At 71.6% G+C, this 21,411-nt stretch carries 37 protein-coding genes; 33 read left to right on the top strand and 4 right to left on the bottom strand.

The window, feature by feature from the left end:
- The 3 genes from O7598_RS31045 to O7598_RS31035 form a co-directional block, all read right to left on the bottom strand.
- The coding region (locus O7598_RS31045) for a DNA alkylation repair protein (protein ID WP_269694691.1) at window positions 1-255 on the bottom strand (255 nt) is incomplete at its 3' end.
- A 69-nt stretch (window positions 256-324) separates the two neighbouring features.
- A complete protein-coding gene (locus tag O7598_RS31040; protein WP_269689451.1) occupies window positions 325-1,503 on the bottom strand; it encodes a tyrosine-type recombinase/integrase in 1,179 nt (392 codons plus the stop codon).
- 5 nt (window positions 1,504-1,508) lie between these two features.
- Window positions 1,509-1,928 carry a helix-turn-helix domain-containing protein gene (locus O7598_RS31035; protein ID WP_269689450.1) on the bottom strand — a complete coding sequence of 140 codons (420 nt, stop codon included), beginning with the start codon at window positions 1,926-1,928 and terminating at the stop codon, window positions 1,509-1,511.
- Between the two features lie 275 nt (window positions 1,929-2,203).
- Here O7598_RS31035 and O7598_RS31030 point away from each other — a divergent pair, with 275 nt between their 5' ends.
- From O7598_RS31030 to O7598_RS30900, 27 genes are all read left to right on the top strand, one after another.
- The gene (locus tag O7598_RS31030; protein WP_269689449.1) at window positions 2,204-2,443 is read left to right on the top strand and encodes a helix-turn-helix domain-containing protein; all 240 of its coding nucleotides are present in this window, start codon (window positions 2,204-2,206) and stop codon (window positions 2,441-2,443) included.
- 93 nt (window positions 2,444-2,536) lie between these two features.
- Window positions 2,537-2,929 (top strand): hypothetical protein, encoded by a 393-nt coding sequence (locus O7598_RS31025; protein WP_269689448.1) that lies wholly within the window; start codon window positions 2,537-2,539, stop codon window positions 2,927-2,929.
- Complete coding sequence (locus tag O7598_RS31020) at window positions 2,926-3,258, top strand: hypothetical protein (RefSeq protein WP_269689447.1); 333 nt, start codon at window positions 2,926-2,928, stop codon at window positions 3,256-3,258. The genes O7598_RS31025 and O7598_RS31020 overlap by 4 nt, the downstream gene beginning before the upstream one ends.
- The gene (locus tag O7598_RS31015; protein WP_269689446.1) at window positions 3,255-3,515 is read left to right on the top strand and encodes a hypothetical protein; all 261 of its coding nucleotides are present in this window, start codon (window positions 3,255-3,257) and stop codon (window positions 3,513-3,515) included. Before O7598_RS31020 ends, O7598_RS31015 begins: the two co-directional genes overlap by 4 nt.
- A complete protein-coding gene (locus tag O7598_RS31010; protein WP_269689445.1) occupies window positions 3,512-3,778 on the top strand; it encodes a hypothetical protein in 267 nt (88 codons plus the stop codon). Before O7598_RS31015 ends, O7598_RS31010 begins: the two co-directional genes overlap by 4 nt.
- Complete coding sequence (locus O7598_RS31005) at window positions 3,775-4,098, top strand: hypothetical protein (protein ID WP_269689444.1); 324 nt, start codon at window positions 3,775-3,777, stop codon at window positions 4,096-4,098. The genes O7598_RS31010 and O7598_RS31005 overlap by 4 nt, the downstream gene beginning before the upstream one ends.
- Window positions 4,095-4,538, top strand: a complete 444-nt coding sequence (locus tag O7598_RS31000) for a hypothetical protein (protein WP_269689443.1) — start codon at window positions 4,095-4,097, stop codon at window positions 4,536-4,538. The genes O7598_RS31005 and O7598_RS31000 overlap by 4 nt, the downstream gene beginning before the upstream one ends.
- Window positions 4,538-4,720: a hypothetical protein gene (locus O7598_RS30995; RefSeq protein WP_269689442.1), complete on the top strand. Its 183-nt coding sequence runs from the start codon at window positions 4,538-4,540 to the stop codon at window positions 4,718-4,720. The genes O7598_RS31000 and O7598_RS30995 overlap by 1 nt, the downstream gene beginning before the upstream one ends.
- Entirely contained in the window at window positions 4,717-4,959 is a 243-nt protein-coding gene (locus O7598_RS30990; RefSeq protein ID WP_269689441.1) for a hypothetical protein, read from the top strand. Before O7598_RS30995 ends, O7598_RS30990 begins: the two co-directional genes overlap by 4 nt.
- Window positions 4,956-5,132 carry a hypothetical protein gene (locus O7598_RS30985; RefSeq protein WP_269689440.1) on the top strand — a complete coding sequence of 59 codons (177 nt, stop codon included), beginning with the start codon at window positions 4,956-4,958 and terminating at the stop codon, window positions 5,130-5,132. Before O7598_RS30990 ends, O7598_RS30985 begins: the two co-directional genes overlap by 4 nt.
- A gap of 112 nt (window positions 5,133-5,244) precedes the next feature.
- Window positions 5,245-5,922 carry a hypothetical protein gene (locus O7598_RS30980; protein ID WP_269689439.1) on the top strand — a complete coding sequence of 226 codons (678 nt, stop codon included), beginning with the start codon at window positions 5,245-5,247 and terminating at the stop codon, window positions 5,920-5,922.
- Window positions 5,922-6,185: a hypothetical protein gene (locus O7598_RS30975; RefSeq protein ID WP_269689438.1), complete on the top strand. Its 264-nt coding sequence runs from the start codon at window positions 5,922-5,924 to the stop codon at window positions 6,183-6,185. Before O7598_RS30980 ends, O7598_RS30975 begins: the two co-directional genes overlap by 1 nt.
- Entirely contained in the window at window positions 6,182-6,493 is a 312-nt protein-coding gene (locus O7598_RS30970) for a hypothetical protein (RefSeq protein WP_269689437.1), read from the top strand. Before O7598_RS30975 ends, O7598_RS30970 begins: the two co-directional genes overlap by 4 nt.
- A gap of 73 nt (window positions 6,494-6,566) precedes the next feature.
- Window positions 6,567-6,860 carry a WhiB family transcriptional regulator gene (locus O7598_RS30965; protein ID WP_269689436.1) on the top strand — a complete coding sequence of 98 codons (294 nt, stop codon included), beginning with the start codon at window positions 6,567-6,569 and terminating at the stop codon, window positions 6,858-6,860.
- Window positions 6,857-7,393, top strand: coding sequence for a helix-turn-helix transcriptional regulator (locus O7598_RS30960; protein ID WP_269689435.1), 537 nt, complete (start codon window positions 6,857-6,859; stop codon window positions 7,391-7,393). Before O7598_RS30965 ends, O7598_RS30960 begins: the two co-directional genes overlap by 4 nt.
- On the top strand, window positions 7,390-7,809 hold the full coding sequence (locus O7598_RS30955; protein WP_269689434.1) for a WhiB family transcriptional regulator: 420 nt from the start codon (window positions 7,390-7,392) through the stop codon (window positions 7,807-7,809). Before O7598_RS30960 ends, O7598_RS30955 begins: the two co-directional genes overlap by 4 nt.
- Complete coding sequence (locus O7598_RS30950) at window positions 7,806-7,970, top strand: hypothetical protein (RefSeq protein WP_269689433.1); 165 nt, start codon at window positions 7,806-7,808, stop codon at window positions 7,968-7,970. The genes O7598_RS30955 and O7598_RS30950 overlap by 4 nt, the downstream gene beginning before the upstream one ends.
- The gene (locus O7598_RS30945) at window positions 7,967-8,815 is read left to right on the top strand and encodes a hypothetical protein (protein WP_269689432.1); all 849 of its coding nucleotides are present in this window, start codon (window positions 7,967-7,969) and stop codon (window positions 8,813-8,815) included. Before O7598_RS30950 ends, O7598_RS30945 begins: the two co-directional genes overlap by 4 nt.
- Window positions 8,815-9,513, top strand: a complete 699-nt coding sequence (locus O7598_RS30940) for an ERF family protein (protein ID WP_269689431.1) — start codon at window positions 8,815-8,817, stop codon at window positions 9,511-9,513. Before O7598_RS30945 ends, O7598_RS30940 begins: the two co-directional genes overlap by 1 nt.
- Window positions 9,510-9,965 carry a single-stranded DNA-binding protein gene (locus O7598_RS30935; RefSeq protein ID WP_269689430.1) on the top strand — a complete coding sequence of 152 codons (456 nt, stop codon included), beginning with the start codon at window positions 9,510-9,512 and terminating at the stop codon, window positions 9,963-9,965. The genes O7598_RS30940 and O7598_RS30935 overlap by 4 nt, the downstream gene beginning before the upstream one ends.
- Before the next feature lie 104 nt (window positions 9,966-10,069).
- Complete coding sequence (locus O7598_RS30930; protein WP_269689429.1) at window positions 10,070-10,423, top strand: hypothetical protein; 354 nt, start codon at window positions 10,070-10,072, stop codon at window positions 10,421-10,423.
- Complete coding sequence (locus tag O7598_RS30925) at window positions 10,420-11,760, top strand: AAA family ATPase (protein ID WP_269689428.1); 1,341 nt, start codon at window positions 10,420-10,422, stop codon at window positions 11,758-11,760. The genes O7598_RS30930 and O7598_RS30925 overlap by 4 nt, the downstream gene beginning before the upstream one ends.
- A gap of 404 nt (window positions 11,761-12,164) precedes the next feature.
- Complete coding sequence (locus tag O7598_RS30920) at window positions 12,165-12,356, top strand: hypothetical protein (protein ID WP_269689427.1); 192 nt, start codon at window positions 12,165-12,167, stop codon at window positions 12,354-12,356.
- A complete protein-coding gene (locus O7598_RS30915; protein ID WP_269689426.1) occupies window positions 12,353-12,760 on the top strand; it encodes a hypothetical protein in 408 nt (135 codons plus the stop codon). Before O7598_RS30920 ends, O7598_RS30915 begins: the two co-directional genes overlap by 4 nt.
- Window positions 12,757-13,119, top strand: coding sequence for a restriction endonuclease (locus tag O7598_RS30910; RefSeq protein ID WP_269689425.1), 363 nt, complete (start codon window positions 12,757-12,759; stop codon window positions 13,117-13,119). Before O7598_RS30915 ends, O7598_RS30910 begins: the two co-directional genes overlap by 4 nt.
- Complete coding sequence (locus O7598_RS30905; RefSeq protein WP_269689424.1) at window positions 13,116-13,244, top strand: hypothetical protein; 129 nt, start codon at window positions 13,116-13,118, stop codon at window positions 13,242-13,244. Before O7598_RS30910 ends, O7598_RS30905 begins: the two co-directional genes overlap by 4 nt.
- A gap of 142 nt (window positions 13,245-13,386) precedes the next feature.
- Complete coding sequence (locus O7598_RS30900; RefSeq protein WP_269689423.1) at window positions 13,387-14,121, top strand: hypothetical protein; 735 nt, start codon at window positions 13,387-13,389, stop codon at window positions 14,119-14,121.
- Between the two features lie 36 nt (window positions 14,122-14,157).
- Here the strand turns inward: O7598_RS30900 and O7598_RS30895 are convergent, their stop codons facing one another.
- Window positions 14,158-14,862: a recombinase family protein gene (locus O7598_RS30895; RefSeq protein WP_269689422.1), complete on the bottom strand. Its 705-nt coding sequence runs from the start codon at window positions 14,860-14,862 to the stop codon at window positions 14,158-14,160.
- Window positions 14,863-15,207: 345 nt separating this feature from the next.
- Here O7598_RS30895 and O7598_RS30890 point away from each other — a divergent pair, with 345 nt between their 5' ends.
- From O7598_RS30890 to O7598_RS30865, 6 genes are all read left to right on the top strand, one after another.
- Window positions 15,208-15,609 carry an endonuclease domain-containing protein gene (locus tag O7598_RS30890; RefSeq protein WP_269689421.1) on the top strand — a complete coding sequence of 134 codons (402 nt, stop codon included), beginning with the start codon at window positions 15,208-15,210 and terminating at the stop codon, window positions 15,607-15,609.
- Window positions 15,610-15,710: 101 nt separating this feature from the next.
- Window positions 15,711-16,340: a DUF7341 domain-containing protein gene (locus O7598_RS30885; protein ID WP_269689420.1), complete on the top strand. Its 630-nt coding sequence runs from the start codon at window positions 15,711-15,713 to the stop codon at window positions 16,338-16,340.
- A 719-nt stretch (window positions 16,341-17,059) separates the two neighbouring features.
- The gene (locus tag O7598_RS30880; RefSeq protein ID WP_442929908.1) at window positions 17,060-17,419 is read left to right on the top strand and encodes a terminase small subunit; all 360 of its coding nucleotides are present in this window, start codon (window positions 17,060-17,062) and stop codon (window positions 17,417-17,419) included.
- 91 nt (window positions 17,420-17,510) lie between these two features.
- Window positions 17,511-18,929: a terminase large subunit gene (locus O7598_RS30875; RefSeq protein ID WP_269689418.1), complete on the top strand. Its 1,419-nt coding sequence runs from the start codon at window positions 17,511-17,513 to the stop codon at window positions 18,927-18,929.
- 19 nt (window positions 18,930-18,948) lie between these two features.
- Entirely contained in the window at window positions 18,949-20,175 is a 1,227-nt protein-coding gene (locus O7598_RS30870; protein WP_269694689.1) for a phage portal protein family protein, read from the top strand.
- Window positions 20,175-21,410 carry a head maturation protease, ClpP-related gene (locus O7598_RS30865; RefSeq protein WP_269694688.1) on the top strand — a complete coding sequence of 412 codons (1,236 nt, stop codon included), beginning with the start codon at window positions 20,175-20,177 and terminating at the stop codon, window positions 21,408-21,410. Before O7598_RS30870 ends, O7598_RS30865 begins: the two co-directional genes overlap by 1 nt.
- The last annotated feature ends 1 nt before the right edge of the window (window position 21,411 follow it).

Raw genomic sequence — 21,411 nt, 5'->3', positions numbered from 1 at the left:
CATCGCGTCCAGCTCGTCCGCCGCGTACGCCTTCGGCCGGCAGATCAGCAGCGCCAGCAGCCGCGCCGCGCTGTCGCCGGTCGCCCACAGCTCCCGGGCCAGCTCATGCTGCGTCTTCAGCCGCTTCGCGATCGCGCGCAGGCTGCCCAGGTTGACCCCGTGGTCGTCACCGTGCCGCTCGTTGACCGCGCGGGCCCTCGGGTCGTCGAGCGCGGCCAGTTCGGCCGTCAGCTCGGCCACCGACGCGTCCGTCACCTGGGCCTCCCCGGCGTTGCGGGCGGAGGGTGTGGGATTCGAACCCGAACCGGGCTCCTGGTGGAGCCGCTACCGCCGTACCTGGCCTGCATTCTGCTCCTGTCGGCTCCGGTCCGCTCCGGTCTGCTCCGGCGGCGTTCCCCCCACCAGCCCCCCATCGGCGGGCGCCGGGAGCATCCCCGCGACCGTCGCCATCACCCCCTCGTCAACCTCGGCGAGCAGGTGCCCGTACACGTCCGACGTGACCGAGATCGACGCGTGACCCATCCGCCGGGACACCGCCGTCAACGGCACCCCCGCACTGATCAGATGCGCGACGTGGGTGTGCCTCAGGTCATGAAGCCGCACCCGACCCAGCCCCGCCTCCGCCAGGACGCGGGGCCACACGCGCTGCCGGAAGTTCCGCGTCACCGCCCGCACGCCATCCAGGTCCCGGAACACCAGATCATCGCGGCCCTTGTCGACCAGCAGCGGCGCCAGCGCATGGCCGACCGCCGGCGGGAACGTAACGGTCCGCCGCGACCGCTCCGACTTCGGATCGGTGAAGATCGGCACCCCGCCGATCCCGTCGTGCATCGCCTCCAGCACCTCCAGCCGGCCGGCGAGCACATCCACCCGGCCCACCTTCAGCGCCACCGCCTCCCCGTACCGCAGCCCCGTCGCGACGAGCAGCGTGACGAAGGGCTTCCAGTGCTCCGGCGTCGCCGCGAGCAGCCGGCCGATCTCCGGCGTGGTCAGGAACCGCATCTCCTGTCGGCGAACCTTCGGCAGGCCGGTCGAGCCAGCGGGGTTGACCCGGATCAGCCGCTGAGCGACCGCGGCGTCGAGCAGCTTGTGGAGGATCGCGTGGCTGTTGCGGATCGTCTTCGGCGTCAGTGGGCGCCCGCCCGGGTACCGGCCGGCGGCGAGCCGGGACACGAACTGCTGCACGGCGAGGGTGTCCACCTCGTCGAGCGGCAAGTCGCCGAGGATCGGGCGGACGTGGTTGCGCACCCGGGAGTCCTCGGTGCGCTGGGTGGTGGCCTTCAGCGTCGCCGCGTACGACGGCCACCAGGCGTCGATCCAGGTGTTGAGGGTGACTCGGCCGGCCCGCGGGTCGATGTACTCCCCCCGCCACCGGTCTGCGGTCATGCGGGTCATGGCGGCCTTGGCGGCGGTCTTCGTCGGGTAGCCGGATTCGATGGTCAGCTTCCGGCCGCCGACTTGCTCGCGGATGCGCCAGCCTGGGCCGTGCTTCTCGACCCACACGGGGGTCAGCCTGCCCGGCGGGAACGGCCCTCGGCCGGGCGAGGCGCGGTGGCCTCGAACCACTCGTTGACTCGCGCCACGAAGCTCAACAGCTCGGCCCGCCGGTTGGGCTCCGCGGTCTGGTAGTGATCCAGCAGCGCCTCCAGCTCCGGGGGGAGCTGGGTGGGGGTGGACGCCTGCGCGAACCCTTCGGCGACACCCGCCCGGGCGGCCAGGTCGTGCGCGGACACGTCGAGCGCTGACGCCAGCTTGGTGATGGCGGCGAGGCTCGGCTTCTGCTTCCCGGAGCGCCAGTTGCTGATCGCGGAGTGGGAGATGTCGGCGGCTTCGGCCAGCGCAACGTCGTAGCGGAACCCGCGGGCATCCTTCAGCCGGTCGAGGTGGGCGACGAACGCCTCACGCTCCGGCCATTCGACTGTGCGCACGCGCACGAGATTAGGGACGGCTGCGCGGGCTGTCACGTGCGTGTGATCACGCACATCGTCGATGCCTTGCGTGTAAGTGCCGAGGTTGGGCGACATCCTCTTGCTCTCCCCGCATTCCTCGGTTGTGCGCGGCTCGCACATCCGACTTTCAGATGATGCCAGACCAGCCCTCCGTACCCCTTGTGCCTGCGCACACATTCGGGCTACGTTCTGTGCGCGGCCAGAAACCGGAGCAGACCGGAGAAGGCCGGAGAGAGATCGAAAGGAGGTACGCCATGACCAGCGAGAAGTGGCTGACGATCGACGAACTCGCCGAGCTGATGAACGTCAAGCGCTCCTGGGTGCGGGACAAGGTCACCGCCCGGGTTCTCCCCCACCGCCGGCCCGCCGGCGGCGTGCGCTTCGCGCCGGAGGACGTCGAGGCCATCAAGCAGCAGCTGTTCGAGCCTGCGGTGACCGCCACCCCCAGCCGCGCCGCTGGCCGCGTTCGCCGCGCCGCTCGCACGGCCGCCTGATCCACCCCGGACCCGACCGGGCCCGGACAGCGAACAGCGCCCCGCATCCCGGCAAGGACATCGCGGAGCGCCGACCGAAAGGCAGGTTACCGGATGACCGGGACCACCAGCACCAAGACCGAACACCCCGCGGACGGGTCGCCCCGCTGGACCGTCGTCGGCGACGCCGGCCGGGTCGTCTACGACACCCTCGGCAACCACCTGGCGCTCATCCCCGCCGGCGGCGACATCGACTCGGTGATGGGGAAGACCCTCGCCCGGGTCCGCGAGTACGCGCAGCTCGGCGAGGACGACGTGGTGTTCGAGATCCTCGGCGAGCTGTACAGCAACGAGCTGGAGTTCCAGGCGATCGTCGAGACGTCGTACACGGACAGGCGGTGCCGCCGCTGCGGTGCCACGCAGGACCTGAAGACGCTGTACTCCGGCCTCGGCTACTCCCAGCGGGAGTGGGAGTGCTGGGACGGCTGCAAGGGTGGCCTCAAGTGACCGCCGCGCCCACCATCCCGAGCTACCCGCACTTCGCGCCCGGCGAGCACCGGCAGGCCATCGCCGAGATCGTCCGCTGGCTGCGCACCAACGGCTGGCCCCGCCTCGGCTCCTACGGCTACCGGTACAACGCCCCCGACACGGCCGACGCGACGATGTGCATCGGCTGGTCGGACGCCTGCGAGCTGATCGGCGTCAGCCGGCGTAGCGGGGGCGGCGAGTGGCAGTTGACGCCGTTCCACCACCGGGTGACGCACCCCGCCGAGGCCGTCAGGTGCCTAATCGCGGTCGGTGTGCTTCCCGTCGGCTTCGAGCAGGTGTCCCGGTGACCGCCCCGACGCGCCCGCCCCGCGTGGTCGACGTCTACCGGGCCGCACACGCCAGCGGCGACCCCGCCCAGCTCCTCGCCGCCGCGATCCTCGCCATGGCCGAGCGCTGCGCCCGCGCCGCCAGCGACCACGGGTACGCGTGGGCGGCGGGTGACTCCGCCGGCCGCACCCGGGCGATCCGGGCGATGAAGCGCCGCTGGGTCGCGCTCAACCGGCTCACCGCCGCCCACACCGCCCTGACCGGGGGTGCCCGGTGACCGCCCCGACGCTGCGGGAGGTCGTCGTCACCGACGCCTGCCACGCCGAATGCGCCGCGATTCGCCCCCTCACCGTCGCCGACGCCTGCCGCCGCTACGCCGTCCGCCTCGTCCGCATGACCGACGAGCAGCTCGCCGTGGAGGCCGCCCGCGTCGAGGCCCTGCCCGGCTCCGAGTACCGGGCGCTGGTCGACGAGCAGATCCAGATCCGTCGGGCCCAGGGCACGGTCCTGCGCCCCACGACCACCGGGAGCACCCGATGAGCAACGACCCCAACGTCCTGCGCGAGCGTCTCGCCACCGAGCTGCACCGCATCGCCTACGACATCGTCAACCTGAAGCTGCCCGTCGCCGACCTGATGAGCGCCCGCCTCTCCGTCGGGGTGCTCGACAGCCGAGCCGACCTGGAGCGGTGGGCCGACCACCTCGGCGTCGAGATCGAGGAGGACGGCGGCACCAGCGGGGACATCCCCCGCATCGAGCACGTGACCCTCTTCGATGGCGAGCGGTGGGGGCCGTCGTTCTCCGTCCACGCGCAGATCCAGCCGGACGGCGGAGCCGCGACTGAGGACGGCACCCGATGACCGGCCCGCTCGACCTCGCCGCCGTCCTCGCCCACACCGGCTGGACCGTCCCCGCACCCCGCAGCGAACTGGAACCCCGCACCCCCACCAACCCCATGCCCAACACCCCCGGCCCCAACGCGTGGCCCGCCACCGCCGAACCCACCACCCACCTCGACCACTGGTGGCGGAACGGCAGCAACGACTTCCCGGTCGCCACCGACCCGGCGCTCGCCGGCCACAACCCCGACGCGCCCACCGCCACCGTCACCCCGCTGCTCCCGGCGGGTGTCGCCGAAGACGCCGAGATCGTCGGCCGGCTGCGGTTCCTCACCCGCGAGATCGCCCACCTCGCCGGCGAGCACCGGGTGCCCGCCGACCTCGCCCAGCTCATCGACCAGGCCCGGCGGATCGCCCACGGCGACCTGCCCCGCACCACCGACACCCGGAGGGCCGCCTGATGACCGCCCCGCTCACCGTCTACATCACGCCCACCGGCCAGCCCGCCGGCATCCCGCCGTGCTGCCCCAACAGCCCCACCGGCTGCCCCGACGACGAGACCGCCTGCGGCACCTGCCTGAACGGCTGCCCCGCCCCCGCCGGCGAGCGGTGCTGCCTCGACGGCCCGGAGGTGACCCAGTGAAGACGCTGCTCATCTCCGCCGGGGTCCTCACCCCCACCATCGCCCTCCCACCCGCCATCACCAGCCGGATCCTCGTCCTCGTCCTGCTCCTGCTCGCCGTCCGCGCCTGGCGGCACGCCCGCGCCGCCGACGGACTCCGGCACCGGCTGTGGGCCGCCGACATCGCGATCCGCGACCCGGAGCTGCGCCGCCAGGCCGCCGCCGACGCGCACCTTCCCGCCGGGCGGCGGGCGGCATGACCACCACCGGCTGGCTGATCGTCACGCTCCTCGGCGTCCTCTGCGCCGTCGTCACCGCTGCGCTGTGGCAGGCCGAGGGCGACCTAGACAAGGTCACCGCCGAGCGCGACGCGGCCCGCCGGCACATCGCCCAACTCCACGCCGAACGCCACGCCACCCGAGGTCACCTGTGAACCGCACCTTCTGGGCTGTCGCCCTCGCCACCGGCGCAGCCCTCTACCTGACCGTGTGGGCCGCCCAGACCGCCACCTGGCGCGTCCTCAACCTCCTGATCGGAGCAGCAGCATGACCACCGACACTGTCACCCCCGCCGACATCGCCGCCGAGCTGATGCTCAACGCGGCCCGCGACATCGACACCCTGACCATCAGCGAGCGCCTCGACGACACCGAGATGCCCGACGAGCCCGACGGGTTCGCCGAGCAGGTCGCCGAGCTGGTCAAGACCGCCAGCATCAGCATCGACTGGCCGGACACCACCGACGGCACCGTCAACGTCGGCGACGGCCTGGTCGGCGCGCTGGTCGCCAAGCTCGGTCAGGAGCGCGACGCCCTCGGCGTCAAGGCCGACGACCAGGCCGCCGAGCTGGACCGGCTCCGCGCGCAGCTCGCCGAGAAGCACGCCGACCTCCACCGCGCCCAGGCCGAGATCGCCAGCCACGCCCAGGCCGTCACCCACTGGGCCAACCAGGTCAACGAGCTGAAGACCGAGCTGACGGCGATGCAGGAGAAGGCAGCCAAGACCGAGCGCGAGCAGGCGCTGGTCGTCGAGTTCAACAGCCGCCACCTGATCGGTACGCCCGTCCGCTACTGGAAGGGCGCGCGCGAGGGCGAGGGCCGCACCAGCAAGACCCGCACCGGCGCCCAGATGCTCAGCGGTCACACCGCTGTCGTGTGGGTCGAGGACGAGGGGGCGTGCATCGCTCTCAGCCACATCGAACCGGTCGAGACGGCGGCCGTCTGATGCCCGTCGGCGACGTCGTCACCCTCACCGCCCTCGGCACCTGCGTCATCGCCGCCGCGCTCCTCCTGGCCGACGCCCTCGCCGAACTCCGACGCGAAGGAAACGGCGTCGCCGACACCGCCCGGGCCGCCACCACCGCCATCCACAACCGCGCGAAGGCCGTGCACCTCACCCACGCCCAAGAGGCAGAACTGGCCCGCTTCCGGGCGTGGATCGACGACACCTCACCCGCCGCGTTCACCTGGAAGGACCTGCTCCCGTGACCGACACCAACACCACCGGCGGCCAGCACCGCTGGCGCAAAGGCGACCCCATCAACGAACACGGCCGCCGCACCATCAGCACCTCCAACTGCGTCTCCGCCGGCTACCGGCCCCCGCCCCGCGACGACGACAACCGGGCCGTCCGCGCCGTCGCCCCCGTCGTCAGCCACGAACGCATCCGCGACGCCATCCGCGACCAGCTCGACAAGCTCCGCGCCGACATCACCGACCCGACCGCGCCCATGCGCGTCGTCCGCGAGGTGTTCGCCGCCGCCGGCGCCGACGACACCCAGGAGGCGACGTCGTGAGCACCCTCCTCGCCATCGCCCTACCCGCCATCGGCACCTACCTCCTCCTGCACCTGCCCACCCGGAGAAAGCCATGAGCACCGGACCGATGAAGCTCGGCGAGTTCCCCGCCTTCCTCGACGAACCCGACGCCGACCCCGCCTGCCGCGGCCAGAACACCGACCTGTTCTTCAGCGACAAGCCCACCGACATCGACGCCGCGAAAGCCATCTGCGGCGACTGCCCCCTGCGCATCCGCTGCCGCCGGTGGGCCATCGACCAGCCCACCGACAAGGTGTACGGCGTGTGGGGCGCCACCAGCCACGCCGACCGCAAAGCCATCAAGCGCCGCAAGAACAGCGGCCGACAGCTGGGGGTGGCGGCGTGATCCTCTTCGACGACCTGCACCCCGACGACCACACCGCCCGCATCAACCTGCGCAACATGCTCGTCGAGCGGCGCGTCGACCTCGGCTACAGCCAGGCCGCCCTCGCCCAGCACATCGGCGCCAGCCAGGGCTGGGTCGCCAACATCGAGACCGGCACCAACTGGCACATCGCCGTCCTCCAACGCCTCGCCCGCGGCATCAACGCCCGCATCGTCCTCTACCCCGACGGCGTCCCCGGCGGCCCCTACGACAACCCCGCCGCCGGCCTGTTCCGCCCCACCGACCCCACCGACGCCGACCGGTGGGACCAGCAAAACCTCCTCGCCGACCTCGCGACCGCCCGCGAGGCGACCGGCCTCACCCGCCGGCAGGTCGGGGAGCGGCTCGGCTGCTCGGGTAGCGCCGTCGGCAACTACGAGCGCACCCGGACCGGCCTGGTGCTGATCAGCCCGCAGCGGTACTGCCGGGCCATCGGCGGGCGGCTCGCCGTCGAGCTGGAACACCTCGACGCGGCCGTGGCGGTGCCGGCATGAGCAACTACCCGGACTTCCTCAACGCCACCACGGCCGCCCCGGCGTGCCGCGGCGTCGACACCACCCTGTTCTTCCCGCCTCGCGGCCAGGACTCCACCGAGGCGAAAGCCATCTTCCGCCGATGCCCGCTGCTCGCCCGCTGCCGGCTGTGGGCACTCGACCAGCCGGTCACCGAACTGCACGGCGTGTGGGGCGGACTCAGCCACGTCGAGCGCATCGACCTGAAGCGGGTGCAGCTGCGCCGGTGGCGCGGCGGACCCGGCGAGCACCACGACCAGATGGTCCAGATGCGCGCCAACGGCGCCACCTGGTCGGAGATCGCTAAGGCGATCGGGTCGACCACCGAGAGCGTCAAGTCGTACTGGAAGCGCCAGCGGCGCGTCCGGCGGATCGCTCAAGAGCAGGTCGCCGCATGACCGCCCCCGCCGAACCCCGCGCCCTCTGCACCGGCTGCGGCAGCCTCCTCGACCCCGCCGCCGCAGCCGGCTGGGACGGCACACCCGCCATCTACGACCGACACCCCGGCTGCGAGAAGCGCGGCGGACACCTCCGACTCGTCAAGGGAAGTGGCAAGTGAAGATCCAGCGCGTCAACCGAGGACGCAACCACTGGTACGTCGACCTCGACACCGGCCAGAAAGTCGACGGCGTCACCACCACCACCGGCAACGGCCTCCCCAAGCCCGCCCTGCTCAACTGGGCCGGCGACGCCACCGCCGAATACGCCGTCGACCACTGGGACGACCTCGCCAAACTCCCCACCTCCGAACGCCTCAAGAAGATCAAGGGCGGCCGGTACGAGAAGCGCGACGCCGCCGCGAACAAAGGCTCCGAGATCCACACCCTCGCCGAGAAGCTCGTCGCCGGCGAACGCGTCACCGTCCCCGACCACCTCACCGGCTACGTCCAAGCCTGCGTCCGGTTCCTCGACGACTTCGACGTCCGGCCCCTCCACGTCGAAGCCGTCGTCTACTCCGAAACCCAGCGGCACGTCGGCACCCTCGACCTGATCGCCGACGTTCTGCTCCCCGACGAGGCGCGCTACGAACACATCCCACGCCGCGACGACGGCTACGCCCGCGGCCTCGTCGACTGGAAGACCGGCAAGTCGGGGATCTTCGGCGACGTCGCCCTCCAGCTCTCCCCGTACCGGTTCTCCGAGTACCTCATCGGCGCCGACGGCGAGCCCGTCGACATGCCCAACGTGGACTTCTGCGCCGGCGTGCACCTGCGCCCCGACGGCGTCTACGACTTCGTGCCGCTGGAGTGCGGCGAGGACCAGTACCGGGACTTCCTCTACGTCAAGGAGGTCGCCCGGATCGTCGGCAGCCTCCGCGACCTGGTCGGTGAGCCGATCGTCGCGCCGACCGCCTCCACCTACGTCCTGGCCAAGGCCGACGAGACCGAAGAGGTGCCGTTCTGATGACCACCAGCCCGCTGCTCGCCGCGCTCGCCGACTTCCAGGCCAAGCCGCCCACCCTCACCAAGAACAAGGCCGGACACCAGTCGAAGTACGCCGACCTCGTTCAGGTCAACGAGCAGGTGCTGGCCCGCCTCAACGAGCTGGGCATCGTCTACACCTGCGCGCCGACCCTCGACGACGACGGCAAGTTCGTCCTCGCCTACGAGCTGACCCACGTCGCGTCGGGCGAGAAGCTTGCCGGCCGGTACCCGCTGAAGCTGGCGGAGAACCCGCAGCAGATGGGCTCGGCGATCACCTACGCCCGCCGGTACGTGCTGCTGGCGCTGACGGGTGTCGCCGCGGAGGACGAGGACGACGACGGGCAGGCCGCGTCGGGCCGGCGCACCGCCCAGCGCGCCCAGCAGAACCGCCCCGCACCCGCCGCCACGGCGGCGCCGGAGCGGGCCACCGCGCAGCGCTCCCCCCGCCCCGCCGGCCCGCCGCTTCCCGGTGACAGCGACGGCATCACCCCGCGTCAGCAGTCCCTGCTGCACGTCCTGCTCGGCAAGGCCGGCAAGGGCCAGCGCGAAGCCGGGCTCGGCTACATCAGCGACGTCCTGGAGCGGGAGATCACCACCACCAAGGAACTGAGCAAGGACGACGCCAAGCGCGTCATCGACCACCTCCAGGCCGCCGTCGACCAGCAGGAGCAGCAGTGAGCAACGAGACCGTCATCACCGTCGTCGGCAACCTGACCGACGACCCCGAGCTGAGGTTCACCCCGTCCGGTGCCCCGGTCGCCAAGTTCCGCATCGCCTCCACCCCCCGCATGTTCGACAAGCAGTCGCAGGAGTGGAAGGACGGGGAGCCGCTGTTCCTGTCCTGCAACGTGTGGCGGCAGGCGGCCGAGAACGTCGCCGAGTCCCTCACCCGTGGCACCCGCGTCATCGTGCAGGGCCGGCTGCGGCAGCGCTCTTTCGAGACCCGCGAGGGTGAGAAGCGCACCGTCATGGAGATCGAGGTCGACGAGATCGGCCCGTCGCTGTTCCGGGCCACCGCGAAGGTCGAGCGCAACAGCAGCGGCGGCGGGGAGCGGCGGCAGTCCCGGCCCGCGCCGGCCCGGCAGGACGACGGCTGGGGCTCGACCCCCGAGGGCGACATCCCGTTCTGATCCACCGGCCCCGCCCGGGCGGCACCACGCCAGGCCGGCACCGCGCATCGAGCGCGCGACGGGGCGCCAACCCGACCACCAGATCAAGCACCAAGGGGGACCTGATGACCAGCACCACCCCGAGCGCCGGCGACATCCTCGCCGCCGCCGACTCCTTGCAGGGCCCTCAGCAGACCTACACCCGAGACGAGGTGGCCCTCCTCATGCACCTCGCCTACGACTCCGGGCGCACCGCCCAGTACGTCGGCGACATCGCCGAACTCCACGCCACCTGGGCCCGCAACCCCATCCACCGGCCCACCGCCGAGGAGCGCTACCGCGAACGGATGGCCGAGATGGACGCCCTCGGGCAGGCCCGCGCCGCCGCCGAAGGCCGCCCCTACCGGCTGCACCCCGGCGGGCCCGTCGACTGGGAAACCGGCCGCGTGCTGGCACCCGGCGAGGACGTGAACGCGTGAGCCTCGACACCGATTGGGACCGCTGGGAAGGCATGGACGTCATCGCCCCCGTCGAACCCAACCCGTTCGACCCGCAGCGGCACCCGGACGAGCACGCCGCTTTCGAGCGGCAGACCGCCGGCGCCCGCGAAGAGGTCGAGCAGGCCAAGGAGCGCCGCCGGCAGGAGCGGAAGGAGGCGAAGGCCCGCTACCTCGAAGACGAGACCGAACGCGAGCTGGTCCGGCTGAAGGCCCGGCACGCCGCCGAGCAGCGGTGGACGCAGGAGCAGGCGGAACTGGCCAAGGCTGCCGCCGACGACGCCGCCCGCGTCCACGACGGCGCCACGTTCCTGCTCGACCTGCCGCCCACCCCGCCCGCCCTGTGGGGCAAGGGCGAGGACATCCTGTGGGCCCGCGGTGAGGCGCTGATGATCGCCGGCCCGCAGGGCGTCGGGAAGACCACCATCGCCGGGCAGCTCCTGCGCGCGGTCGCCGGCATCACGGGGGACGTCCTCGGCTACCCGGTCGAGCCGTGCGAGCGGCGGATCCTCTACCTGGCCATGGACCGGCCCGAGCAGGCCCGCCGCAACCTGGCCCGCATGTTCGCCGACGCCGAGGTGGAGATCGGCCGGGACTACCTCGCCGAGATCCTCCGGTTCTGGTCCGGGCCGCCGCCGTCGGACTTCGCCGCCGACCCGGCAGCGCTGCTGCGGCTGGCCCAGCAGCACGACGCCGACGTGGTGTTCGTCGACAGCTTGAAGGACGCCGCGGTCGGTCTGTCGAAGGACGAGGTCGGCGCCGGCTACAACCGGGCGCGGCAGCTCGCCCTCGCCGAGGGTGTCCAACTCGTCGAGCTGCATCACGTCGTCAAGTCCGGCGCGGACGGAGCCAAACCGAACAACATCAACGGCATCTACGGCTCCACCTGGCTGACCTCGGGCGCCGGATCCGTCGTCATGTTGTGGGGCGACCCGGGCGACCCGGTGATCGAGCTACTGCACCTGAAGCAGCCCATGAACGAGGTGGGGCCGCTGAGTGTGCGGCACAACCGGGAGACGGGGCTGTCGGAGGTGTTCCACGACGAGGACACCGACGTGGTGGCGCTGGCTCGGCGCTGCGCGGAGACGGGTGTGTCGGCGGCTGAGGCTGCCCGGTGCCAGTTCTCGACGGAGACCCCGTCGAAGGCGCAGGTCGAGAAGGCTCGGCGGAAGCTGCGGCAGCTGGTGAAGCAGGGGCTGTTGACGGAGCGCGCCGCGACGGATGGGAAGGGCGGTCGGGGCAACGGTGACCGCTGGTTCGCGGTCGCTCCGGCGTCGTGGGTCGTGGGTGAGGAGGCCCCCGATGACCGATACCAGTAGTGATGCGGCGGGCACGCATCGTGCCGAAGAAAGTCACGGAGAAAGTCACGCGTCGATGTCTGCCCGAAAGTCACGAGGAAAGTCACGCGTCGATACCCCCGTCGAGTTTCCGCAGGTCAGAAAGTCACGCACCGCCGTGGAGAAAGTCACGCGGCCCCTCCCTCGGAAAGTCACGTTTTCCGCCCTTCCTTTAGGGAGGGCGGAACGTGACCCCGAGAGGGGGGAGGTCAACAAAAACCCCACCGCGCCGGCCGCCGCGGACCCCGAGCCCGTCGGCCCCTCGCTGCGCAGTTCCTCGACCGGCTCGCCGCGCAACAGGCCGACCCGGACCTCGCCGCCCGACGACGCGAAGCCCTCGCACGCCTCCGCCAGCAGAAGCCCGCCATCCGCACCAAGGAGCAGCCGTGACCCAGCCGATGCCCGCCTGCGACTTCCCCGGCAAGCCCGGACCCGCCGGCCACATCCCCGCCTGCCAGCTCTGCCCCAACTCGCCCACCTACTGGCGCAACCAGCTCACCGCCGAGGAGCGCGACCTGGCCGCCGCCGTCGACGCCGGGCAGTGGAAAGCCCCGACGCCCGCCGAGGCCACCCCGTGACCCCGCGGACCCTCGCCGACATCCACCGCCACCGCCCACCCCTGGAGCCCGCCATGGCCACCCACCCCATCGCCGACCCCCGCCACACCACCGTCGAACGCCTCCGCCGCGAACGCGACGCCGCCCGCCTCGAAGCCGACGCCCAACGCGCCCGCGCCGACCGCCTCGACGCGCAACTCGCCGCACTCCGCGCCGACCGCGCCACCCTCCCCGCCGCATTCCACGTCACCCGCGGCACCTGGCCTGGCTTCCCCGAAGCCAACTGCCCCTGCCCGAAGGAGCCGTGCGGGTCGGTGGACACCCGGCGCGCGGACCCGGCGTGCGAGCAGCACCCCGCCGGGCGGGCACGGACCATGCGGCAGATGCACCGCGCCGACCGGTGCCCGGCGGAGGTGACCCGGTGAGCCACTACCAGGCGGGTACGAGGTTTGAGCACAAGATCCGCGACGACCTCCGCGACAACGGCTACGAGGTCATGCGAGCCGCGGGGAGCAAGGGCGCATCCAAGGTGGACCTCGTCGCACTGAAGCCCGGCCAGCTCCTGTTCATCCAGGCCAAGCGCTCGGGCACCCTGCCGCCCGCCGAGTGGGACCGGGTGTTCGAGGTCGCCGGCTGGGTCGGCGCCGTGCCGCTGCTCGCCGCGAACGGGCCCCGCGGTCGGGGTGTCGTCTACACGCGGCTGCTGGGTCGGAAGGTGCCGAGGGCGCGGACCCAGCCGTGCGAGCCGTTCCTCCTCGACCAGATCGCGCAGGCCGCGTCGTGATCCCTTCGTGCGCCGTCGAAGCCCACGCCCGCTGGCAGTCCACCCCGCTGCTACGCCGCGCCCGGATCCTCGCCCTCGCCCGCCGGCGTCGGGCCCGCCTGACCGCCCGCCTCTGGAGGAACTGACCATGCGCCCCCTGCACGTCGCGAAAGCGGCCGCTCACGACGCCTGCCACTGCGGCCACGGCCAGTGGTCCCACAAGCGCGGCTCGGGCACCTGCACCGAATGGCCCTGCCGCTGCGACCGCTACGAGCCCAAGGAGGAAGCGTGAAGCGGCCGCTTTTGCTCGACCTGTTCGGCGGAGAAGGCCTCGCCGCCTACGGCTACGCCCTCGCCGGATTCGACGTCACCAGCGTCGAGATCAACCCCGAGCGCATCGCCAACCACGTCCGCCACCCCAACGTCACCGTCGTCGAAGGCGACGCCACCACCTTCCCGCTCGACGGGTTCGAGGTGGTGGTCGCCTCCCCGCCGTGCACCGACCACACCACCCGCGCCACCCTCGCCGAGCACCGCCGCGGCGCCAGCACCGACACCGGCTGGATGCTGCCGCACACCATCAACCGCCTCCGCGCGTGGGGCGACGCCACCGGCGGACTCTGGGTCGTCGAGAACGTCGAGGGCGCCAAGACCATCATGGGATCCCCGCTGATGCTCTGCGGCACCATGTTCGGCCTCACCGACGGCGGGTGGCACCTCGCCCGCCACCGCCTATTCGAGTCCAACGCCCTCCTGATGGCGCCCGGCCCGCACCGGTGCCGCAACCGGGGTGTACGGATCGTCGGCGTCTACGGCGACCTGACCAAGAACGACCGGGCGTGCGGCGGCCGCAATCGACCCGGAGGTGACGTGCGCGCCGGAGTCGACCGGGCCCGCCGGCTGATGGGCGCCCCGTGGGCGTCGCCCCGCGGCCTGGCCCTCGGCATCCCGCCGGCGTACACGCGGTTCATCGGAGAGCAGATCCTCGACCACCTCGGCGCCCGAACCCGCACCGCCGCCTGACCTGATAGCTCCCAGAGACCGGTGAGATCAGCTATGTCAGCTCAGACCAGCCCGTCGGGCCACCGACCGGACCGCCATCGCGGACCATCGGTCGGCCCGGCGCGGCCGGAGCCCAGCGGCGTCCAGCGCGGCGGCAATGACCCGGTACGACTCGCCGGCCTTCCGGCGACGCACGACCTCGTCCCGGGCCACCTGCTCGGCGGGGTTCGGCGCGGCGTCACGCTCGCGCCCCTTGCCCTCACCCCGGAGGCCGAAGGCGTACTGGCCGACCGCGTGCCGGCCCGCCTCGGCTTTGGCCTTGCGGCCGTCGCGCATCCGCTTCACGATCATGCGCCGCTCCAGCCCGGCGAAGACGCCGGCCATCTCCCGCATGGCGGTGCGCATCGGGTCGTCGGGGTCGTCGCGGAGCACCTCGCCGCCGTCGACCGCGAACACCCGGCCGCCCTGGCGCCACACGAGCGCGAGGGTGGCCTCCTGGACGGTGACGGCACGGGCCAGCCGGTCAAGCCGGGGGACGAGCAGACCCTCAGCGGTCCGGGACTCGATGTCGTAGAGCGCGGCGGACAGGCCGGGTCGGTCGGCGGCGTCCTTCGCTCCGGAGATGCCGGCGTCGGTGTGGAGCGAGACGAGGCGGTGCCCGTTGGCGCGGCACCAGGACCGAACGGCCTTTTCCTGGACGTTGAGCCCGAACCCGTCCATCTGGGATTCGGTGCTGACGCGGAGGTATCCGGTGAGCTTCATGATGCCCCTGACCTGCTATGTAAACGAAACTCCAGATTACTTTACAATGGACCTGTGGACGACAGCGACGTAGAGGCGTTCCTGAGCCGGGTTCATGGTCTCCCGCCTCGGCATATCAGCGACGCTTGTGAGGCGCTCACAGGCGCCCGCGAGGCCCGATCCTGCGGTCGTCCTACCCGTCGAGGCACCGCATGCCGCGCCCTCTGCGCCCGCTTCACCCCGGCCTGCTCCGCCCACGCAACGGAGGAAGAGCAGCTCGTCGCCAGGGTCGAGGCCGAGCGACTGTCCTCCCTCATCGTCGAGTGGGAGGACAGTCTCGCGCCGGCGTGCCATGGCTGGTCTGTCATGGATGAACACCGAGCGGAGGCGGCGGCACTGGCCGACATCGGCGACGAGCTGCGCCGATCCCGCCAGGGTCAGGATCTGCTCTGGAAGTGGCAGCGCGGACGGTGCGCCATCTGCGGAGGCGGCGGCCACCAGTGGGCGCCGGACTTTGGTGCCGGCCCGGACTTCGTGGTCGACCACGACCACCACACCGCGCTGGTCCGGGGGTGGCTCTGCCGGTCCTGCAACATCGGCGAGGCTCGCAGCGACCGTGGGGATGCCGCGAAGTACCGCGATCGGCCGCCGGCCGTGATGCTCGGCGTCGCCGTCCGGTACGAGCACCCGTGGTACGGGCTGGTTGAGCCGCAGGAGACGAATGCCGAGTGGTTCGCCCGCACTGTGACGAGCCAGCCGCCGCCCTGAAACCAGCGGTGGGCCGGTCGGGGTCGCCCACCCCGCCGGCCCACCAACGCCACCCGCAGGTAGCCGCCCAACCGCCGGCAAGCCTACAAGGGGGGACCACCATGGACCGGACGCAAACCCTCACCACCATCACCGGCCTCGCCGAGCAACTCTGCGACCCCGGACAACACACCGAACGCATCCCCTACTGGGACGACAACCGCAACCGCAAATACCGCGAATGGCGGACCATCCAACCCGGTCTCCTCGAACAGCTCCACCAAGCCGCTGTAGAGCCCGCAGACGGCCGTACAGAGCCCGGCCCGCGCCCGGTGCCGCGCAGCCGTCCCCCGCTCGCCCTCGAAGCGCTCAGCACCCACGCGGCGATCTGCACCCACGCCGCCCACTGGTGCACATCCCTGGGCATCGACCTCCGCGACACCGTGGAAGCGAACATCCGAGCCCTCGTCGGCGCCGCACCGCAACTCGACGACGACGACCTGCAACTGCTCGCCGGGGAACTGCGCACCTGGCGGCGCTGGGCCGCCGTCGCCACCGGCTGGATCGCCCCCCTCTACCAGCCGCACGTGCCCTGCCCCGCCTGCCACACCACCGGCAAGCTGCGCATCAACCTCACCGCCCAGGCGGCGCACTGCCGGGCCTGCCAAGCCACCTGGGCCGCCGACGACGGCAGCCTCCACGCCCTCGGCGAGTACGTCACCAGCCGCAGCGAACGCGTCACCGCGGCGTGACCAGCGGGTCAGCTTGACGCCAACGCGAGTTGACCTACGATGAATGCCAGCAGCACCACTGTCTCCGAAGCCCCGCCGCATCCCCCAGGACGGCGGGGCTTCGTCATGCCCGGGGGTGAGCCGGTGGCCAGGCGCAGCACCGCAGCCCGCGGCTACGGCCGCAAGCACGAGGATCTGCGGAAGCAGTGGGCGCCGAAGGTGGACGCCGGCACGGTGGACTGCTGGCGGTGTGGTGATCTGATCCAGCCGGGCAGGCCGTGGGACCTGGGCCACGATGATGACGACCGTGGTCAGTACCGGGGGCCTGAGCACAGGACGTGCAACAGGCGAGCCGGTGGTGCGAACGGTGCGCGGGTGGCGAACGCGGGTCGCGGCGTCGGAGTGCGAACGTCCCGTGAGTGGTGACAACGAGTCAACGTTACTCTGCGTGACGTTCGGCAATGTATAACTATGCAATGGTTATGCATAGCGGTGACGGAATGTCCGGTTCAGAAAAATTCGGCAGCAGGCCAGGGGACCACCGGGGCAGTCGCGGAAATCTCCCCCCGGCCAACCCCGTGCCCCCCACTGCATAACCATGCATTGCATATTCATGCATCACATTCCGTGACATACCCACAGTGACTTTCCGTGAGGAGGTGCCGGTCGTGCCGCCTCGCGCTCGCCGCCTCGCAGCGGTTTCCGCCGACCCGGAGGCCACCCGGGAAAGAACCCCTGACCTGCGTGATGCTGTCCGGTCGACGGTCGACGCCATGGACTGGCTCACCCCGACCGACGAGGCGTTGAAGACCCTCGCCCTGCGACAGGCCGAGGAGATCGAGGGGGCTATCGACCGGGCGCGCGAGCTGGAAGCGCTGCGCCGGGACTTGGCCGGCGACGAGTCGGCGTACAAGCGGCTGAAGGCACTCGAAGCGATGTGTGAGGTCACCAAGACCGTCGGCTGGCTGGGCCCGCAGCTCCAGGGCGTGCTGCGCGACCTGGGCGGGACGCCGGCGGCGCGGGCGGCGATGAAGAAGGACAAGCCGGTGGGGGGTCGTCTTGCTCAGATCCGCGCCGCTGCTGGGCAGCACGACTCCTAGGATCTGGACGCCGCCGCTGGTGGTCGGACCGCCTGGGCCGTGTGGCTGCGGGTGCGCGCTCACTCCGGCGACGTCGCACGGCTTCTCGGCTGTGGAGTTCGCCGAGGAGGTGCTCGGCTTCCACCTGATGCCGTGGCAGCGCTGGCTGCTCATTCACTCGCTGGAGCTGCTCGCCGACGGCCGGTTCCGCTTCCGCACGGTGTTGGTGCTGGTGGCCCGCCAGAACGGCAAGACGACGCTGGTGGAGGTCAAGAACCTCTGGAAGATGTTCGTCCTGCGGATCCCGCTGGTCATCGGCACGGCGCAGAACCTGGACGTGTCTGAGGAGTCGTGGGACAAGGCCGTCGAGATCGTCGAGTCGGTGCCGGAGCTGGCCGCCGAGGTCCCGCGTGACGGCGGGATCGTGCGGGTCAACGGCAAGAAGTCGCTGAAGCTCGCGCACGGGTCGCGGTGGAAGGTCGCCGCGGCGTCCCGCAAGGGCGGTCGTGGCTTGTCGGGCGACGACGTGAACCTCGATGAGCTGCGCGAGCATCACACGTGGGAGTCGTGGGCGGCTGTCACGAAGACGACGATGGCCCGCCGCAAGGCGCAGATCTGGGCGTTCTCCAACGCCGGTGACGACCGGTCGGTGGTGCTCAACGCGTTGCAGGAGAAAGGCCGGGCGACCGCCGAGGATCCTGCCGCTGATGCGTCGATGGGCATCTTCGAGTGGTCGGCGCCGGATGACTGCCCGGTCGACGACCCGCAGATGTGGCGGTTGGCGAATCCGTCGCTGGGCTACCCGCAGGGCATCTCGTTCGAGGCGTTGCGGGCGGCGCTGGAGACGGACCCGGAGCCGATTTTCCGCACCGAGTGCCTGTGTCAGCGGGTGCCGGACCTGGAGCCGTCGAAGATCCCGCTGACGGCGTGGGTGAAGTGCGCGGATCCGTCCTCGCGGATCGTCGGGCCGGTGGTGCTGGCGTGGGAGGTGTCGTGGCATCGGGACCGGGCGGCGATCGCCGCGGCGGGTCTACGCGCTGACGGGCTGCCGCATGTGGAGTTGGTCGAGTACCGGGACGGCACGGACTGGGTGGCGGGCCGGCTGGGTGAGATCGCGGGCCGGCAGCCGGTGACGGCGGTGCTGGTGGACCCGTCGGGGCCGGGTGGGTCGCTGCTGTCGGAGGTGACGGAGCGGCTTCCGGCGCGGCTGGATCCGACGCCGCTGACGATGCGTGGTCTGGCGCACGCCTGTGGCCGGCTGTACGACGCGGCGTTGACCGGCCAGTTGCGGCAGTTGGGCGATGACCGGTTGCTGGAGATGCTGCGCAAGTCGTCGACTCGGCAGTTGGCGGATGCGTGGGCGTGGGACCGCAAGCACTCGGGCGGTGACATCTCCGGCCTGGTCGCGGTGACCGCCGCGCTGCACGGGCTGGGCACGGCGGAGAAGCCGCAGCCGCCGGCGGCGCCGGTTATCACTGAGACGTTGACGGTGCGATCCGAGACGAACGAGCTGGCCAGCGCGGGTTTCTGAGAGAGGGGGTGTCGTACCGATGACCGCACCGGTGAACGAGATCGGATACGCCCACCTCGGCGGCAACTGGTGGACCTCTGACGATGAGCCGACGCCGGAGCTGCGGTGGCCGGAGTCGGTGGCCGTGTACGACGCCATGCGCAGCCAGGACTCGCAGGTCGGGTCGGTGCTGCGGGCGGTCACCTATCCGTTGCGGCGGACACCGTGGCGTCTGGACCCGGCGGGCGCCCGCGATGAGGTGGTGCGGCTGGTCGCCGAGGACCTCGGCCTGCCGGTGGCGGGCCGGAACCCGGAGCCGATGCCGCGCACCCGGGACCGTTTCTCCTGGTCTGAGCATCTGCGGCTGGCGTTGCTGATGCTGCCGTTCGGGTTCATGCCGTTCGAGCAGGTGTACCGCATCGACGAGCAGGGACGGGCGCGGCTGCGGAAGCTCGCAGAGCGGATGCCCCGCACCATCGAGAAGATCGATGTGGCGCCGGATGGTGGGCTGGTCTCGATCACGCAGTACGGCGCGAAGACCGAACAGCGGGCCCGCCCGATTCCGGTGGACCGGCTGGTCGTGTACGTGTTGGAGCGTGAGGGCGGCAACTGGCTGGGCCGGTCGGTGCTGCGGTCCTGCTACAAGAACTGGCTGATCAAGGATCGGCTGCTGCGGGTGCAGGCGCAGACGATCGAACGCAACGGCATGGGCGTGCCCTTGTACGAGGGCGCCGAGGGCGAAGAGGACCTGACCAAGGGCGCGCAGATGGCGCAGGCCTGGCGCGCCGGGCAGTCCGCCGGGTCGGCCATCCCGCACGGGGCGAAGATGCGTCTGCTGGGTGTCGAGGGATCCCTCCCGGACGCTGACAAGCCGATCCGCTACCACGACGAGCAGATCGCCCGGGCGGTCCTCGCGCACTTCCTCAACCTCGGCACGCAGACCGGCAGCTGGGCGTTGGGCACGACCTTCGCGGACTTCTTCACCCTCAGCTTGCAGACCCTCGCGCAGCAGATCGCGGATGTCGCCACGCAGCACATCGTCGAGGACCTGGTCGATCTGAACTTTGGGGAGTCGGAGCCGGCGCCGCGGGTGGTGTTCGACGAGATCGGTTCGCGGCAGGCGGCGACGGCTCAGGCGCTGAAGATGCTCGCCGACGCGGGGATCCTGCTGCCGGACCGTTCGCTGGAGGAGGCGGCCCGGCAGGCGTACGGGCTGCCGCCGAAGGACTATCCGCCGCGGACCCCTTCGATCGAGGAGAATCCCTGATGGCTGAGGTTGCCCTGCCGGAGTTGCCGGCGCACCTGGAGCGGCTGCGGGCCCGGCCGACGGCGAAGGCCGGCGACTGGTACCGCATCGAGGCCAAGGCCGGCGCCCGGTCCGCCGTGGTGTCGATCTACGACGAGATCGGTTGGGCCGGCACCACCGCGAAGGACTTCGCCGCCGAGCTGCGCGCTCTGGACGCCGACGACATCACGCTGCGGCTGAACTCCCCTGGCGGGGACGCCTGGGACGGCATCGCGATCTTCAACGCGTTGAAGGACCACCGGGCCAGCGTGCACGTGGTGGTCGACGGGCTGGCGGCGTCGGCGGCGTCGTTCATCGCGCAGGCCGGCGACCGGGTCACGATGAACCGCGGCGCGCAGATGATGATCCACGACGCGGCGGGTCTGGCCATCGGCAACGCCCGGGACATGCGGGACATGGCCGAGGTCCTCGACCGGGTGTCGGACTCGATCGCCAGCATCTACGCGGCCCGCTCGGGCCGCCCGATGGCGGAGTTCCGCACCGCGATGGCCCGCGACACCTGGTACACGGCGCAGGAGGCGGTGGACGCCGGTCTGGCCGACGAGGTGGCCGACGACCCCGACGCGACCGCCACGAACTCCTCCCGGCAGAAGGTCACGGCCGCGGAGGCCGCCCGCCGCATCCACGCGGCGGCGCAGCGAACCACCCCCGTCAACCAGGCGGGGGACGCACCAGAGAAGGGAGCCGGCCGCATGGATCCGGCGAAGATCCGAGAGGCGCTGGGGCTGGCTCCCGGTGCTTCCGACGACGAGGTGAAGGCGGCCCTGGGCTCCGCCGGTCTCGTCGAGAACAGCCAGCCCACCCAGCCGGCCCCGAGCCCGTCGCCGTCCGAGCCCGCGCCCGCGCCGTCGTCTCCCCGCCCTTCGGCGGCCGGGACGATGGTCATCGACGCGAGCGCGTGGGAGGCGCAGCAGGAGGCGATCCGGCAGCTGCAGGCGGCCGACGCCCGGCGTCGCCGCGACGAGCGTGACGAGGTCGTCAACCAGGCCGTGCGGGACGGCAAGTTCGCGCCGGCCCGCAAGGACCACTGGACGCGGCTGTGGGACGCCGACCCGGAGGGCACCCGCGAGGTCATCAACGGCCTGCAGAAGAACGTCATCCCGACCGCGGCGCTCGGCTACGCCGGCCCGGGCGACGACGCCGACTTCGAGATGGAGTTCGCCGGGCTGTTCCCGCCGAACCGGAAGGGGGCCTGAG

Source organism: Micromonospora sp. WMMC241, from assembly GCF_027460165.1.
GTDB classification, from domain to species: Bacteria; Actinomycetota; Actinomycetes; order Mycobacteriales; family Micromonosporaceae; genus Micromonospora; species Micromonospora humi.
The sequence above is the reverse complement of the archived record's forward strand: the minus strand, read 5'-3'. Positions and strand labels throughout refer to the sequence as shown.